Raw genomic sequence first — 14430 nt, 5'->3', positions numbered from 1 at the left:
CAAATAGTTGACCTGAAGTGATAAAATGTATTATAATCGTAAAAGACATGCTGAAGAAGTGTTTCTTTTTGCATGCTGAAGTTAGTATGTAAGTGTGATGTTTCGGAGGGAGGGAAAGAGAATGTCAAAAACAGTCGTTCGTAAAAACGAGTCTTTGGAGGATGCACTTCGCCGTTTTAAAAGATCGGTTTCTAAAACTGGTACACTTGCTGAAGCAAGAAAGCGCGAGTTTTATGAAAAACCAAGTGTAAAACGTAAGAAGAAATCTGAAGCGGCAAGAAAGCGTAAATTCTAAGAGAGGGTGTAAGTTATGAGTCTTCTCGGTCGTTTAAACGATGATATGAAACAAGCGATGAAGAATAAACAAAAAGAAAAATTAACCGTTATTCGTATGGTTAAGGCTGCTTTACAAAATGAAGGTATTAAACTGCAACATACTCTTACTGAAGAAGAGGAAGTAACAGTTTTAGCTCGTGAAGTAAAACAGTATAAGGACTCCCTCCTTGAATTTAAAAAAGCTGGTCGTGAAGACCTTGTTAATAAACTGCAAAGTGAAATTCAGATTTTAAGCGCATATTTGCCAGAGCAATTAACTGAAGAAGAACTAGTTGATGTAATCAAGCAAGTTATTTCTGAAGTTGGTGCGACTTCTAAAGCAGATATGGGTAAGGTGATGACTGCTGTTATGCCGAAAGTAAAAGGTAAAACAGACGGATCACTTGTGAATAAGCTGGTTATCCAGCTATTAGCATAAAAAAACGTCTCATTTCGTATGAGACGTTTTTTTATTGTTCTTATTAAGAAGAAACGCTATATTGCTTAAAAAGCGTTTCTGTAAGTGATAGAAACCCCTCTGGTATGTAAAAAAGATAACGGCCTTAGTTATGATTAATCCCACCATAAAAAAAGCTTTTTCGTTTTCTTAATTTCTTCGACTAACTCCTCAATGCTTTCTGTTCCTTGTTCCACTATATCTGGACAAAATTCATACATTTCTTGCGCGAAAGATTGCATTTCTTCGTCTGTAGGTAACGCGCTAAAAATGGCATCAACCCAGTCATGATCTGCACCGATTATGATAAAAGGATAGCGATCATTCCATTTTCTTAGTTTAAAAATAACATCTATATTGCTAACTTCGTAATTAACGCCATTTGTTTGTTGGATTGTAAGGATATCAAATTGGTCATTTCCTTGTGTAATTGCAATTCTACACTCACTCTTACTTCCTTGACTAAAACTTCTTTCGCAAATAAAAGCTAAGTATCCAAGTTTCTGAACCTCAGATTGAAGTTTTATAACTTGCTGTTCAGCAGAATCCTCAAAGGTAACGAAAGAGACTCCGGCTATTTTAGATTTTGAATCAGTTGCATAAAAGGGCTGGATGCTGCTGTTAGTAACTTGTTTTATAACATTCAAAATTTCTTGACTAAATCCAATTTCCTTTCGTATTTCCTCGCTTATTAATTCATTTTTTTGAAATTCATATAACAACCACCTATAAAATATTCTTACTTACACCGCAAAATTCAGAGTGGAGCAATTTCCTTTTTCGGATTTTATCTCATTTGTCTAATGAATGACAACTACTTATTCTATGGTCAGTATGTCACGTCCAGAACGAATTGTAACAGGTTTTTTCAAGTTTCCAACTTCTTGCTAGGCTCAATTTCTTAATTTAACTTGTACTGATATCCCCTGAGGGCGCATATTCTTGTATTAATACTTCTATTATTATGGGTAACATTCTCTGATCCATCATTGTCCTGATAAATATGATTTCATATAGCGACTGTTTTAATTAACATGAGATGAACTCTTACAGAATATAGTTATGTTAGTGAAGTCGTTATAACACGATAGGCACTTGTGAAGAAATACATATATATGGGATGAGGAGGGGGTCTTTCGAGATGAAGAAATTAGAACAAATGAAAAATTGGTTAACAAAACAAGTAGACCTACCAGTGGATGTATTAATGGATCTGCCTCGGATTACTCTTGTTGGGCAAATACATATTTATATAGAAAATCATCGGGGGCTATTAGTGTTTTCAGATAAAGAAGTGCGATTGCTTTTAAAACATGGTCAATTACTAATTAAAGGACAATCCTTTGTTATTAAAACGATTCTTCCAGAAGAGCTTTTGCTCGAAGGGATAATTGAGCAAGTAACATTTTTAGAAAATGAAAAAAAAGGTGATTGAAGTGAAACTTCCATTTGTGAAGTTTTTCTTCTTTATCCTGTAAAAGTTTCGTTGATAGAGACCGATTACAGTTTTAATTTGTTTCATTTTAGTACGAGCTATTTTAATGCTTCAAATAAAAAGTAGTATATCTACTTTTAGAAAGGCAGTGAAGGTGGTAAATGAAAAATAAATGGTTTATAAAGTGGCTTGGATATGTAAAAGTGCGGATTGAAGGTAGAGGAGCGGAACGGTTTGTTAATGAATGTGTACGGAGGAATTTGTTAGTTTGGGATGTTAAGAAAATAGCTGATGAAACGTTAGTTTTTTGTATGTTGTTACGCGATGTGAAAAAAATAAAACCAATTTATAGAAAAAATGAATGTAAATTATATTTTATTGGACGTTATGGTTTTCCTTTTTGGAATAAGCGTTTAATTAAAAATAGTGGATTTTTAATTGGGTTTTTAATTTTCTTTTTTGGCGTGATTGCAATGTCAAATATGGTTTGGAAAATTGAAATTACAGGAGCAAAACCCGAAACAGAATATATATTGATGAAAGAATTGGATAAAATGGGTATTAAAAAAGGGAAACTACAATTTCAAATGCCGAATGTAGAAGATGTACAACGCCATTTGACAGATAATATTAATGCCATTACTTGGGCGGGACTAGAAGTAAGAGGAACGACGTATCATTTTAAAATTGTTGAAAAAAACGAACCAAAAAAAGAAAAGGAACAAAGGCCGCAAAATTTAGTAGCAAAAAAAGAAGCGATTATTACAAAAACGTTTGTAGAAGTTGGAAAACCAGTTGTACTGAAGAATGATCATGTAGAAAAAGGGCAGATTCTCGTATCGGGAATATATGGTAATGAGGAAAGTCCAACGATTGTTTCAGCGAAAGGTATTGTGTATGGCGAAACGTGGTATACATCTAAGGTAGATGTTCCGCTAAAGACGCAATTCCAAGTGTATACTGGTAATGTATACAATGAACATTTTCTTAAATTCGGGGATACGAAAATAAAAATATGGGGATTTCAGCATGATAAGTATAAACGCTCTCGTACTGAAAGTGTAAAGCATGATGTGAAATTATTTGGTTTTACACTGCCGATTGCATATGAAAAAGATGTTGTGAGAGAAGAGGAAGAAGCGAATCGAGAATATACAGAAAAGCAAGCGCTGAAAGTAGCGAAGGAGATGGCCGAAAAAGAACTAAAGAAAAAATTGGATGAACATGCTATGATTGTAAGTGATAAGATTTTGAGTAAAGAGGTTGAGGCGGATCAACTAAAAGTCACATTGCATTATACTGTGGTTGAAAATATTGCAGAGCCACAACCAATATCCGAATCCGATATTCAAGGAGACTGAGTAATGGCAGAACAATTAGTAGAAATGAACCAACAATTGGAAAATACTAACGAAGCAATCGCTCTTTTTGGAGTCAATGATGCACATTTAAAAGTAATTGAACGAGAACTGAATGTATCGATCGTAACTAGAGGAGAAACTGTTCATGTATCTGGAGCAGTTGAAACGGTGACACTCGTAGAAAAAATCTTACAGCAATTACTTGTTGTAATTCGTAAAAGTATATCAATTTCAGAGAGAGATGTTGCGTATGCAATTCAGCTCGCGCAACAAGGGAAAATTGCTCAATTTGAAGAGTTATATGAAGAAGAAATTTTCAAGACTGCAAAAGGTAAATCCATTCGTGTAAAAACAATGGGGCAAAGAAGATATATTCATGCGATGAAGAAGAATGATATTGTCTTTGGGATAGGGCCTGCAGGAACTGGAAAAACATACTTAGCTGTAGTAATGGCTGTGAGAGCTTTAAAACAAGGATATGTAAAGAAAATTATTTTAACAAGACCTGCTGTAGAAGCTGGAGAAAATTTAGGTTTTTTACCAGGGGATTTGAAAGAGAAGGTAGATCCATACTTACGTCCATTATATGATGCCTTACATGATATTCTTGGACAAGAATATACGCAGCGTATGATGGAGCGAGGAGTAATTGAAATAGCTCCGCTTGCTTATATGAGGGGGCGTACGCTTGATGATTCATTTGTTATTTTAGATGAGGCTCAAAATACAACGGGTGCTCAAATAAAAATGTTTTTAACAAGATTAGGTTTTAGCTCTAAAATGGTTATTACAGGGGACCCTTCACAAGTAGACTTGCCAAAAGGGGTAAAATCAGGGCTATCTATAGCTGCTAATATTTTATCTGGTGTATCAGGTCTGTCATTTATTACATTAGAACAAACGGACGTTGTGAGACATCCATTGGTGCAACGTATTATTGAGGCATATGATAAAATGGAATGATCCTATTTGTCAGGATCATTTCTTTTTGTATGATAAGGTTGGCGAATGTCATATTTTTTACTATCATGAAAGATAAGGAAAATAAACTATAGGTACTGGTGTGTAAAATGTTGCCTCAAAGTATCGTTGGGTAGAAGAAATGAAAGCTATAAATAGTTTCACTTTATTTCTGGAGAGGAGAAGGTATTGAAATCATGTCAAGATCTCAAGAAATTTCTAAGTGGTTTCGTAATTTACAACATTCGAAAAAACTAAGTTGGATTTCTTACGTTGTGTTAGGAGCAGTGCTGTTTTTTGCGCTTATGAATAATGTAAAACCAGAACAATTAGATGTTAATATGTATTCTATTGCGAAAAAGACAATCCATTCTCCTATAAAAATTGAAGATAAAGTTACAACGGATAAAAAGAAAAAAGAAGCCGCTACAAAAGTTGAAGATCAATATACATATAAAAGTGAGTATAAACAAAACAAAGTTGATATTGTGAATGACGTCTTTGCTAAAGTGGATGAAGTGGTGCAAGAGATTAAAGCTGTTGGACCGGATGATCAAAAAAAGATGACTGATGCTGAGAAAGTGGATAAGTTAAAAAAGAAACTACCCGCTGACTTAACGAAAGAATTATCTGATTCAAACTTACTAAATTTGATTAATGCAGATTCGAGCCAATTAGTATTAGCGAAAGATGCTGCGGTAACAGCGATTAATAGTATCATGACTGAGCATATTAAAATGGACGAATTGAAAGATGCGAAAGAACGATATGTAAGTGAGATGAATAGTGTTAATGTTGATAATGGTTTAAAAGAGTCAATTAAGGCGCTAGGAAGATATGCAATTTCAGCGAACTATTTTTATGACCCGATCTTAACGAAAGAGAAGAGAAAAGCAGAGGAAGATTTAGTTCCACCTGTTTATATTCTTCAAGGACAAGTTCTTGTTAGAGAAGGTGAAACGATTTCAAGTGATGTGTATAATCAGTTGAAATTAGTTGGTTTGTTAGAAAAAGGGAACGGCTTTCAACCTTATGTTGGATTAGCGGTACTCATTGGTGTATTACTATACTTTATGCATAAACAATTTGAATTATTTTTAAAGAGAAAAAGAGAAGATAGACCGTATGTTTTAGCGTATATTACAATTTTGTCTATCACAATCGTCTTAATGAAAATCATTAGTTTGTTTCAAAAACTTGAATACGCAGGGATTGCATATGTTGTCCCAGTTGCGATGGGAACAATACTTGTAAAACTAATGATTGGTGATCGATTTGTCTTTTTAACGAGTATGATTTTTTCTGTATGCGGAAGTATTATGTTTAATGAAGGAGTAACGAGTACATTAAATTATAGTGTAGGGATTTACGTATTGTTAAGTTCATTATCGGTTAGTATTTTCTTGCGAGAAAAAAATCGTCGTACAATGATTTTACAAGCTGGTATACTCGTTTCTGTATTAAATGTAGTCGTATTAGCGGCGCTCTTATTATTACGTAATGGGAATTTTTCGCCTCTTGAAATTGGTACGCAATTATTAATGGCTTCACTTTCAGGGATTATATCATCCGTTTTGGCTATGGGGATTTTACCATATTTAGAAAGTGGACTTGGAATCGTATCAAGTATGAAGCTTATGGAACTATCAAGTCCAAATCATCCGCTTTTACGCAGAATTTTGTTAGAAGCGCCAGGGACATATCATCATAGTGTAATGGTAGCGAATCTTTCTGAGGCTGCTTGTGAAGCAGTTGGGGCAAATGGTGTATTAGCGCGTGTAGGGGCATATTATCATGATGTAGGAAAAACAGTACAACCGCAATTCTTTATTGAAAACCAAATGGGAATTGAAAACCCGCATGATAAATTAGATCCTGTAACGAGTAAAGATATTATAATTGCTCACGTAACGGATGGAGTAAGAATGCTCGAAGAATATCATATTCCACAAGAAATTATTGATATTGCTGGGCAACATCACGGTACAACGTTACTGAAATATTTTTATTATAAAGCTATTAAAGAAGATAAAGAAAAATATACAGAAGAGATGTTCCGTTATCCAGGTTCAAAAGCAACTTCGAAAGAATCGGCAATTGTTGGTATTGCTGATAGTGTAGAAGCTGCGGTACGTTCTATGAATCACCCAACGCCAGAACAAATTAATAACTTGGTGCAAAGTATTATTAAAGATCGACTGCAAGACGGTCAATTTAGTGAATGTGATTTGACGTTTAAGGAACTACAAATCGTTGGAAAAACGTTGTGTGAAACGTTAAATGGTATTTTCCATTCGCGTATTACATATCCGGAACCTCCGGAAGAAAAGGAGAAAGAATGAGTTTGTTAATTGATTTTATTGATGAAACAGAAGAAGTAAAAGAAGAGTATATGAGTTTAATTCGTGAAGTGTTAGAAAAAGCAGCTCAAATGGAAAATATCGAGGATGGTGCGGAGGTATCGGTGACATTTGTAGATAATGAGCGCATTAGAGAAATTAATCGTGATTACCGAGATAAAGATCAACCTACAGATGTAATATCCTTTGCCATGGAAGAGATGGGAGAAGGAGAAATGGAGATTGTTGGTGCAGAGATGCCGCGCATGTTAGGGGATCTTATTATCTCTATTCCAAGGGCGAAAGAGCAAGCTGAAGAGTACGGACATTCTTTCGATCGTGAACTTGGATTTTTGGCGTTACATGGCTTTTTACATTTACTTGGTTATGATCACATGACAGAAGAAGATGAAAAAGAAATGTTCGGAAGACAAAAAGAAATTTTAGAAGCTTTTGGATTAGGACGATGAAAAAAGGAAAACTTATAGATAGTTTTGGATATGCTATAGCTGGTATATTCTTTTGTTTTCGTCATGAACGAAATATGAAAATCCATTATTTAGCCGCAGTCATTGTTATATGCTGCGGCTTTTATTTCCATATTACGAAAATAGAGTGGATGATATTACTTATTGTAATAGGGAGTGTAATGAGTTTAGAGATGGTAAATACGGCTGTGGAAAAAACGGTAGATTTAGCGACTGCCGATATTCATCCGTTTGCAAAAATTGCAAAGGATGTTGCGGCAGGAGCGGTTTTATTGTTTGCAATTATAGCTGTTATAATTGGTGCTATTATCTTTTTACCGTATATGGTATAGTTGCATTCCGAAGCTTTTATTAAGCTTTGGAAGTGCTGTAAGGGCCTTTAATGAGAGAGTGTATCTCTTCATAGCTGTGAACAGGAAGGATGCGGGAATATGAATAGTAAACAATTAATTCTAGAAGCAATCGAAGCGCGTAAACAAGCGTACGTACCATATTCTAAATTTCAAGTAGGTGCAGCATTATTAACGCGCGGTGGAAAAGTATATCGTGGATGTAATGTTGAGAATGCATCATATGGCTTATGTAATTGTGCTGAAAGAACAGCTTTATTTAAGGCGGTTTCTGAAGGAGATAAAGAATTTGTAGCCATTGCGGTTGTAGCAGATACAAAGCGCCCAGTACCTCCTTGTGGAGCATGTCGACAAGTTATGGTAGAATTATGTAAACAGGATACGAAAGTATACTTATCAAACTTACATGGTGACGTTCAAGAGACGACAGTCGGAGAATTGTTACCAGGAGCATTTTTAGCGGAGGATTTACATGAATAGAAAAGGTTATAAATCAGGTTTTGTCTCTATTATTGGCAGACCGAATGTTGGAAAATCTACATTTTTAAACCGTATTATCGGCCAGAAAATTGCTATTATGAGTGATAAGCCACAAACGACTCGTAATAAAATTCAAGGTGTATATACAGAAAATGATGCACAAGTTATTTTCATTGATACACCAGGAATACATAAACCTAAACATAAATTAGGCGACTTCATGGTAAAGATGGCGCAAACGACATTAAAAGAAGTTGATATTGTTCTGTTTATGGTTAATGCAGTTGAAGGATTTGGTCGTGGTGAGGAATTCATCATTGAGAAATTAAAAGAAACGAAACAACCAGTATTTTTAGTCATTAATAAAATTGACCAACTTCATCCAGAGCAATTACTAGAGTTAATTGATCAATATCGTAAACTACATGAGTTTGCAGAGATTGTACCAATTTCTGCGTTAGACGGTAATAATGTGGACGCTTTAATTGGAACAATTAAAAAGTATTTACCAGAAGGACCACAATACTATCCAGAGAATCAAGTAACGGATCATCCGGAGAGATTTATTATTGCAGAGCTTATTCGTGAGAAAGTACTACATTTAACACGTGAAGAAGTGCCGCATTCTGTGGCTGTTGTTATCGATGCGATTCAAAAGCGTGAGGGCGGGGCAGTTTATATAAATGCAACGATTGTTGTTGAACGTGCATCACAAAAAGGAATCATCATCGGAAAACAAGGAAAAATGTTAAAAGAAGTTGGTAAGCGAGCTCGTTTTGATATTGAAGCGCTACTTGGTTCTAAAGTATTTTTAGAAGTATGGGTAAAAGTGCAAAAAGATTGGCGTAATAAAATGTCTCAGCTTCGTGACCTAGGTTTCCGCGAGGATGAGTACTAAAATAGAGTAAAGTTGTAATCAGTGGATGGTTGGTTCATCCACTGATTATTGGTTTTTATGAACTTTGATAAATTAGGAAAAATTTTTCTCACATGAAAATGGACAAAATGGGTCAATTTAATAACAACAAAGGAAATTGGTTTATAGGCTACGCTTATTGAGAAAGGTGGATTCTTATGCTAGATTTTACCTGGAAGTTTTTCTCCAAAACAGGAAGCATTGAAACGTACTTGCTTTTGAAAGAAATGGAAAAAGACGTAAACGATGAGATGGATCAACATGAAGAGGAGCTAGCGCATCTAGACTCTCCAATTTCTTGACCCGTTTTGTTCAAACCTTGGATGGTGACGAACATGTTTCAAAAAGTTGAGGGCATCGTTATCCGTACGACAGATTACGGAGAAACGAACAAGATTGTTACAATATTCTCAAGAGAACTTGGTAAGGTAAGTGCAATGGCAAGAGGGGCAAAAAAACCGAAAAGCCGATTAGCATCTGTGTCGCAATTAATGACACATGGCCATTTTCTTATTCAAATGGGATCTGGGCTTGGAACATTGCAACAAGGCGAGATTATTTCAACTATGAAAGAAATTCGCGAGGATATATTTTTAACTGCTTATGCATCATTTATTGTTGAGTTAACTGATAAAGCAACAGAAGATAAAAAACATAATCCGTATTTATTTGAAATGTTATATCAAACGTTGCATTATATGTGTGAGGGTGTTGATCCAGAAGTATTATCATTAATTTATCAAACGAAAATGCTTCCGGTATTAGGGATGCGCCCGTACTTTGATACATGTGCGATTTGTCATCAAGAAACAGACTTTGTCGCCTTCTCCGTAAGGGAAGGCGGTTTTCTGTGCTCACGTCATGCAGAGCAAGACCCATATCGTATACCGGTAGGAGAAGCTGTTCATAAATTATTACGTCTTTTCTTCCATTTCGATTTACATAGGCTCGGAAATGTATCGGTAAAGGATAGCACAAAAAAACAAATGCGTTTAGTATTGAATACATATTATGATGAATATTGCGGAATTTATTTGAAATCAAGACGTTTTTTAGAACAACTTGATAAGTTTCAAATATAATTTTGGGCCGTATACGGTCCTTTTTACATACTTTCTTTTTCGAATAGCATATTTAGTATATAATATTTAAGAGATAGTATAACTTTTTTCGTTGTGCATTAAAGGTGGTGATTATCATAGAGCTGAATAAACGGCAAGAACATATCATTCAGATTGTAAAAGATCACGGTCCTATTACAGGGGAATCAATTGCAGCGCAATTGGGTCTAACACGTGCGACGCTAAGACCAGACTTAGCAATTTTAACGATGGCTGGTTATTTAGAAGCACGTCCACGCGTAGGTTATTTTTATACGGGTAAAACTGGGGGGCAGCTATTATCTGAAGCTGTTAAGAAAATTAAAGTACAAGATTATCAATCTAGACCGGTTGTAATTGATAAAAATGTTTCCGTATACGATGCAATTTGTACGATGTTTTTAGAGGACGTTGGTACATTGTTCGTTGTAGATCAGATGACTCTATTAGTTGGTGTTGTGTCTCGTAAAGATTTATTAAGAGCGAGCTTAGGAAAGCAGGATTTAACCTCTCTTCCGGTTAATATTATCATGACAAGGATGCCAAACATTGCGATGTGTCGTAGAGAGGATTCTTTATATGATATTGCGATGGAATTAATAGAAAGACAGATTGATGCAATGCCAGTTGTAAAAGATACGAAACAAGGTTTAGAAGTGATTGGGCGAATTACAAAAACAAATATTACACGTGCGTTTGTAAATTTAGTAAATAACGAATAAGTGTAATTTGTTTAAAGTGAGGTAATGTAATGGATAATAAAATCGTATATGTCGTATCTGACTCTGTAGGGGAAACGGCTGATTTGGTTGTTCGAGCAGCAATGGGGCAATTCCCGTTTGCTCCTGATATTAGACGTGTACCGTATGTAGAAGATACAGGGACATTAAAAGAAGTGATTTCGATTGCTAAGAGTAATCAAGCACTTATATGTTTTACGTTAGTTAAGCCTGATATGCGCCAGTATTTAGTAACAGAGGCTGCAAAAGAAGGGGTAGAGGCATACGATATTATCGGCCCTCTTATTGATCAAATTGAAGAAATTACGGGGCAAGTGCCGAGATATGAGCCAGGTGTTGTCCGTAGGTTAGATGAAGAATACTTTAAAAAGATTGAAGCGATTGAGTTTGCTGTGAAGTATGATGACGGCAGAGATGCACGAGGTATTTTAAAAGCAGATATCGTGTTGATTGGTGTTTCGCGTACATCAAAAACACCACTTTCCCAATATTTAGCTCATAACAAACGCTTGAAAGTTGCGAATGTACCACTCGTGCCAGAAGTTGACCCACCTGAAGAACTATATCAAGTGGCAAAAGAAAAATGTTTCGGTTTGAAAATTACGCCAGATAAGTTAAATCATATTCGAAAAGAACGATTAAAATCACTTGGATTAAGTGATGGAGCAACATATGCAAATATTAATCGTATTCAAGAAGAAATTGATCACTTTGAGGAAGTAATTAGTAAAATAAATTGCCAAGTAATCGATGTATCGAATAAAGCGATTGAAGAAACAGCAAATATTATTGTGAATGCAGTGCAAAACCAAAAAATGTTTTAGCACATTTACCAAAGGTGAATGTGCTTTTTTCGCTCGTGTGAAATATGATACCTATGGATTTTGTAATAGATTGTAGTGTAATGGTTATACTTATACTCCTTTGTCTTTTAGTATATTCAAGGTGTGAGTTTGTCATTCTGAAATGTAAGATGAAAAAATAAAGGGATATGTAGCGTAGTTGAAGAAAATATATTATAATAAAAAATTGTGATAAAAACCTATATTTTACGTTTAGACTTTAATTTTTCAGAATAAACTAGGGATAGGATTTACGAAAAAGACATGTAATTACGTTAAATCGACAAAATCTATACAAGAAAACGCACATTATGGAAGGATTCACAGAAGGGATGTAGAATACAGAAATATGCAAAACATCAACAACATATTAGTTGGTGTAGATGTATATCCCGTGAAGGCTGAAATTGTGCAAGTTGGAGCGGAATTTCATGTCGGAATTTTGTTTGTCGCATCATATGCTCATCCTTTAAGGAAATAGCAAGGCAATTGGATCTTTGTAGATACTGAACAAAATGGAGTTGATTGTTATATGGATCAACATGAAAATGTTACAGATCTCAAGATCAAACAGTATATGTGGCTTGCTACTCTTCTTGTAAAAAGGTGTATATGTATTGTTTCTAAGAGATACATTTGTAACAGATGAGCAAATGTATACAATTTTATATAGCAAGTATGTATATGCGATTTATGCAGATAAAGGACCTATAGGAAAGGTTCAAAATCGTTTATACAATGTAATCGGCAACACTTTCTAACAAGTTTAGAAAAATATTGTCGAATTATAAAGGAATTTTTTAATTTATATCGAATACAAAATACGACACGGAGATGGAGTTATGGGGAACAGAATTCCCGAAGAAGTTGTTGAACAGATTCGGACATCATCCGATATTGTAGAAGTGATTGGTGAATACGTTCAACTTAGAAAACAGGGGCGTAACTATTTCGGCCTTTGTCCATTTCATGGTGAGAATTCTCCTTCATTCTCTGTTTCATCTGATAAGCAAATTTTTCATTGCTTCGGATGTGGAGAAGGTGGAAATGTATTTTCCTTTCTAATGAAAATGGAAGGACTGGCTTTTACCGAGGCTGTTCAAAAGCTAGGCGAAAGAAATGGAATTGCGGTTGCAGAGTATACATCAGGGCAAGGACAACAAGAAGACATATCTGATGACACTGTCATCATGCAACAAGCTCATGAATTATTGAAAAAGTATTATCATCATTTATTAGTAAATACGGAAGAGGGAAATGAAGCACTTTCATATTTATTAAACCGTGGTATTACGAAAGAGATGATTGAGAAGTTTGAAATTGGTTATGCATCACCTGCTTGGGATGCAGCGGCGAAAATTTTACAAAAAAGAGGTTTATCGCTGTCTAGTATGGAACAAGCTGGCCTTTTAATAAGAAGTGAGAAGGATGGTAGTCATTACGATCGCTTCCGTGGAAGAGTTATGTTCCCGATCTATACGTTACAAGGTAAGGTGATAGCGTTTAGTGGAAGGGCGTTAGGAGATGACACTCCGAAATATTTAAATAGCCCTGAAACGCCGATTTTTCACAAAAGTAAATTGTTGTATAACTTCCACCAAGCAAGACCGTTTATTAGAAAGCGTGGGCAAGTGGTCCTTTTTGAAGGATATGCCGATGTACTAGCTGCGGTAAAAAGTGGTGTGGAAGAAGCTGTTGCGACAATGGGAACAGCTTTAACTGAAGAACAAGCAAAACTTCTGCGACGTAACGTTGAAACTGTTGTTCTTTGCTATGATGGTGATAAAGCAGGGCGAGAAGCGACGATGAAAGCAGGGCAATTATTGTTAAAAGTTGGTTGCCAAGTGAAAGTCACACCCTTGCCAGATAAGCTTGATCCTGATGAATATGTGCAACAATATGGGACTACTGCTTTTGAAAATCTTGTGAAATCAAGTGTGAGTTTTGTTGGTTTTAAAATAAATTATTTGCGTTTAGGGAAAAATTTGCAAGATGAGTCTGGCAAAGAAGAATATGTGAAAAGTGTTTTAAAAGAGTTATCGTTGTTACAAGATGCGATGCAGGCAGAGTCATATTTGAAGTCATTATCGCAAGAATTTTCGTATTCAATGGAAACACTTTTGAATCAATTGCACCAATATCGCAAAGAACAAAAGGTACAGCAAAAACAAATAAAGCAGGTTGCTAAACCGTCTCAAGTCGTTCAAACAAAACCGAAGTTAACAGGTTTTGAAAGAGCGGAAAGAGAAATTATTTACCATATGTTGCAAAGTGCAGAAGTAGCTGTTCGTATGGAATCCCATATAGAAGATTTTCATACAGAAGAACATAAAGGGATTTTATATGAACTATACGCATATTATGAAAAGGGAAATGAACCTTCAGTCGGAACATTTTTAAGTTGGCTCTCTGATGAAAAGTTGAAAAATATTATCACTGATATTTCGACGGATGAATTTATTAATCCAGAATACACAGAAGAAGTGTTGCAAGGCCATTTGGAGACGCTTAGGCGGCATCAGGAAAAACTTGAAAAGATGGAGATCATCTTTAAAGTGAAACAAATGGAAAAAACAGATCCTGTAGAGGCTGCTAAATATTATGTAGCATATTTACAAAATCAAAAAGCGAGAAAATAGCTTTTTTG

General features: G+C 35.2%; 18 protein-coding genes. 17 read left to right on the top strand and 1 reads right to left on the bottom strand.

The features are described from left to right. Positions 1 to 121 precede the first annotated feature (121 nt). Both rpsU and ACTJJY_RS05155 read left to right on the top strand, forming a co-directional pair. Positions 122 to 295 (top strand): 30S ribosomal protein S21, encoded by a 174-nt coding sequence (gene rpsU, locus ACTJJY_RS05160; RefSeq protein ID WP_000048061.1) that lies wholly within the window; start codon positions 122 to 124, stop codon positions 293 to 295. A gap of 15 nt (positions 296 to 310) precedes the next feature. Continuing rightward, positions 311 to 754: a GatB/YqeY domain-containing protein gene (locus ACTJJY_RS05155; protein WP_000054582.1), complete on the top strand. Its 444-nt coding sequence runs from the start codon at positions 311 to 313 to the stop codon at positions 752 to 754. A 134-nt stretch (positions 755 to 888) separates the two neighbouring features. Here ACTJJY_RS05155 and ACTJJY_RS05150 read toward each other — a convergent pair whose 3' ends face one another. Beyond that, positions 889 to 1494: a DUF4253 domain-containing protein gene (locus ACTJJY_RS05150; protein WP_440605124.1), complete on the bottom strand. Its 606-nt coding sequence runs from the start codon at positions 1492 to 1494 to the stop codon at positions 889 to 891. Positions 1495 to 1913: 419 nt separating this feature from the next. Between ACTJJY_RS05150 and yqfC the strand changes: the two genes are divergently transcribed. The 15 genes from yqfC to dnaG all read left to right on the top strand — a co-directional run bounded on the left by yqfC (position 1914) and on the right by dnaG (position 14422). Next, positions 1914 to 2207, top strand: coding sequence for a sporulation protein YqfC (gene yqfC / locus ACTJJY_RS05145; RefSeq protein WP_000732269.1), 294 nt, complete (start codon positions 1914 to 1916; stop codon positions 2205 to 2207). Between the two features lie 161 nt (positions 2208 to 2368). Continuing rightward, positions 2369 to 3568, top strand: a complete 1200-nt coding sequence (gene yqfD / locus ACTJJY_RS05140; protein WP_000792498.1) for a sporulation protein YqfD — start codon at positions 2369 to 2371, stop codon at positions 3566 to 3568. A 3-nt stretch (positions 3569 to 3571) separates the two neighbouring features. Further along, complete coding sequence (locus tag ACTJJY_RS05135; RefSeq protein ID WP_000840520.1) at positions 3572 to 4531, top strand: PhoH family protein; 960 nt, start codon at positions 3572 to 3574, stop codon at positions 4529 to 4531. Between the two features lie 194 nt (positions 4532 to 4725). Then, entirely contained in the window at positions 4726 to 6870 is a 2145-nt protein-coding gene (locus ACTJJY_RS05130) for an HD family phosphohydrolase (protein ID WP_000091512.1), read from the top strand. Next, a complete protein-coding gene (gene ybeY, locus ACTJJY_RS05125; protein WP_000054684.1) occupies positions 6867 to 7337 on the top strand; it encodes an rRNA maturation RNase YbeY in 471 nt (156 codons plus the stop codon). The genes ACTJJY_RS05130 and ybeY overlap by 4 nt, the downstream gene beginning before the upstream one ends. Further along, positions 7334 to 7687, top strand: coding sequence for a diacylglycerol kinase family protein (locus ACTJJY_RS05120; protein ID WP_000715464.1), 354 nt, complete (start codon positions 7334 to 7336; stop codon positions 7685 to 7687). Before ybeY ends, ACTJJY_RS05120 begins: the two co-directional genes overlap by 4 nt. Positions 7688 to 7786: 99 nt before the next feature. Next, entirely contained in the window at positions 7787 to 8185 is a 399-nt protein-coding gene (locus ACTJJY_RS05115; protein ID WP_001086285.1) for a cytidine deaminase, read from the top strand. Continuing rightward, positions 8178 to 9083, top strand: a complete 906-nt coding sequence (gene era, locus ACTJJY_RS05110) for a GTPase Era (RefSeq protein WP_001080230.1) — start codon at positions 8178 to 8180, stop codon at positions 9081 to 9083. Before ACTJJY_RS05115 ends, era begins: the two co-directional genes overlap by 8 nt. A 176-nt stretch (positions 9084 to 9259) precedes the next feature. Then, positions 9260 to 9403, top strand: coding sequence for a YqzL family protein (locus tag ACTJJY_RS05105; protein ID WP_000883924.1), 144 nt, complete (start codon positions 9260 to 9262; stop codon positions 9401 to 9403). A gap of 33 nt (positions 9404 to 9436) precedes the next feature. Then, positions 9437 to 10183: a DNA repair protein RecO gene (recO, locus tag ACTJJY_RS05100; RefSeq protein WP_000487009.1), complete on the top strand. Its 747-nt coding sequence runs from the start codon at positions 9437 to 9439 to the stop codon at positions 10181 to 10183. Between the two features lie 107 nt (positions 10184 to 10290). Beyond that, on the top strand, positions 10291 to 10923 hold the full coding sequence (locus ACTJJY_RS05095) for a helix-turn-helix transcriptional regulator (RefSeq protein ID WP_000583756.1): 633 nt from the start codon (positions 10291 to 10293) through the stop codon (positions 10921 to 10923). Between the two features lie 29 nt (positions 10924 to 10952). Then, entirely contained in the window at positions 10953 to 11765 is an 813-nt protein-coding gene (locus ACTJJY_RS05090) for a pyruvate, water dikinase regulatory protein (protein ID WP_000368944.1), read from the top strand. 367 nt (positions 11766 to 12132) lie between these two features. Then, complete coding sequence (locus tag ACTJJY_RS05085; protein WP_002024806.1) at positions 12133 to 12264, top strand: hypothetical protein; 132 nt, start codon at positions 12133 to 12135, stop codon at positions 12262 to 12264. A gap of 136 nt (positions 12265 to 12400) precedes the next feature. Next, positions 12401 to 12544, top strand: coding sequence for a hypothetical protein (locus ACTJJY_RS05080; protein WP_000479733.1), 144 nt, complete (start codon positions 12401 to 12403; stop codon positions 12542 to 12544). Between the two features lie 81 nt (positions 12545 to 12625). Then, complete coding sequence (gene dnaG, locus ACTJJY_RS05075; RefSeq protein WP_440605123.1) at positions 12626 to 14422, top strand: DNA primase; 1797 nt, start codon at positions 12626 to 12628, stop codon at positions 14420 to 14422. Positions 14423 to 14430: the final 8 nt, after the last annotated feature.

This window comes from Bacillus sp. 22475, assembly GCF_052044835.1.
In the GTDB taxonomy this organism is placed as follows: domain Bacteria; phylum Bacillota; class Bacilli; order Bacillales; family Bacillaceae_G; genus Bacillus_A; species Bacillus_A cereus.
This window is presented reverse-complemented; position numbering and strand designations above follow the sequence as displayed.

What these genes read in the sequence shown, in the direction of transcription:
- rpsU (WP_000048061.1), top strand. Translation starts at nt 122, where the DNA reads ATGTCAAAAACAGTCGTTCGTAAAAACGAGTCTTTGGAGGATGCACTT.
- ACTJJY_RS05155 (WP_000054582.1), top strand. Translation starts at nt 311, where the DNA reads ATGAGTCTTCTCGGTCGTTTAAACGATGATATGAAACAAGCGATGAAG.
- yqfC (WP_000732269.1), top strand. Translation starts at nt 1,914, where the DNA reads ATGAAGAAATTAGAACAAATGAAAAATTGGTTAACAAAACAAGTAGAC.
- yqfD (WP_000792498.1), top strand. Translation starts at nt 2,369, where the DNA reads ATGAAAAATAAATGGTTTATAAAGTGGCTTGGATATGTAAAAGTGCGG.
- ACTJJY_RS05135 (WP_000840520.1), top strand. Translation starts at nt 3,572, where the DNA reads ATGGCAGAACAATTAGTAGAAATGAACCAACAATTGGAAAATACTAAC.
- ACTJJY_RS05130 (WP_000091512.1), top strand. Translation starts at nt 4,726, where the DNA reads ATGTCAAGATCTCAAGAAATTTCTAAGTGGTTTCGTAATTTACAACAT.
- ybeY (WP_000054684.1), top strand. Translation starts at nt 6,867, where the DNA reads ATGAGTTTGTTAATTGATTTTATTGATGAAACAGAAGAAGTAAAAGAA.
- ACTJJY_RS05120 (WP_000715464.1), top strand. Translation starts at nt 7,334, where the DNA reads ATGAAAAAAGGAAAACTTATAGATAGTTTTGGATATGCTATAGCTGGT.
- ACTJJY_RS05115 (WP_001086285.1), top strand. Translation starts at nt 7,787, where the DNA reads ATGAATAGTAAACAATTAATTCTAGAAGCAATCGAAGCGCGTAAACAA.
- era (WP_001080230.1), top strand. Translation starts at nt 8,178, where the DNA reads ATGAATAGAAAAGGTTATAAATCAGGTTTTGTCTCTATTATTGGCAGA.
- ACTJJY_RS05105 (WP_000883924.1), top strand. Translation starts at nt 9,260, where the DNA reads ATGCTAGATTTTACCTGGAAGTTTTTCTCCAAAACAGGAAGCATTGAA.
- recO (WP_000487009.1), top strand. Translation starts at nt 9,437, where the DNA reads ATGTTTCAAAAAGTTGAGGGCATCGTTATCCGTACGACAGATTACGGA.
- ACTJJY_RS05090 (WP_000368944.1), top strand. Translation starts at nt 10,953, where the DNA reads ATGGATAATAAAATCGTATATGTCGTATCTGACTCTGTAGGGGAAACG.
- ACTJJY_RS05085 (WP_002024806.1), top strand. Translation starts at nt 12,133, where the DNA reads ATGCAAAACATCAACAACATATTAGTTGGTGTAGATGTATATCCCGTG.
- dnaG (WP_440605123.1), top strand. Translation starts at nt 12,626, where the DNA reads ATGGGGAACAGAATTCCCGAAGAAGTTGTTGAACAGATTCGGACATCA.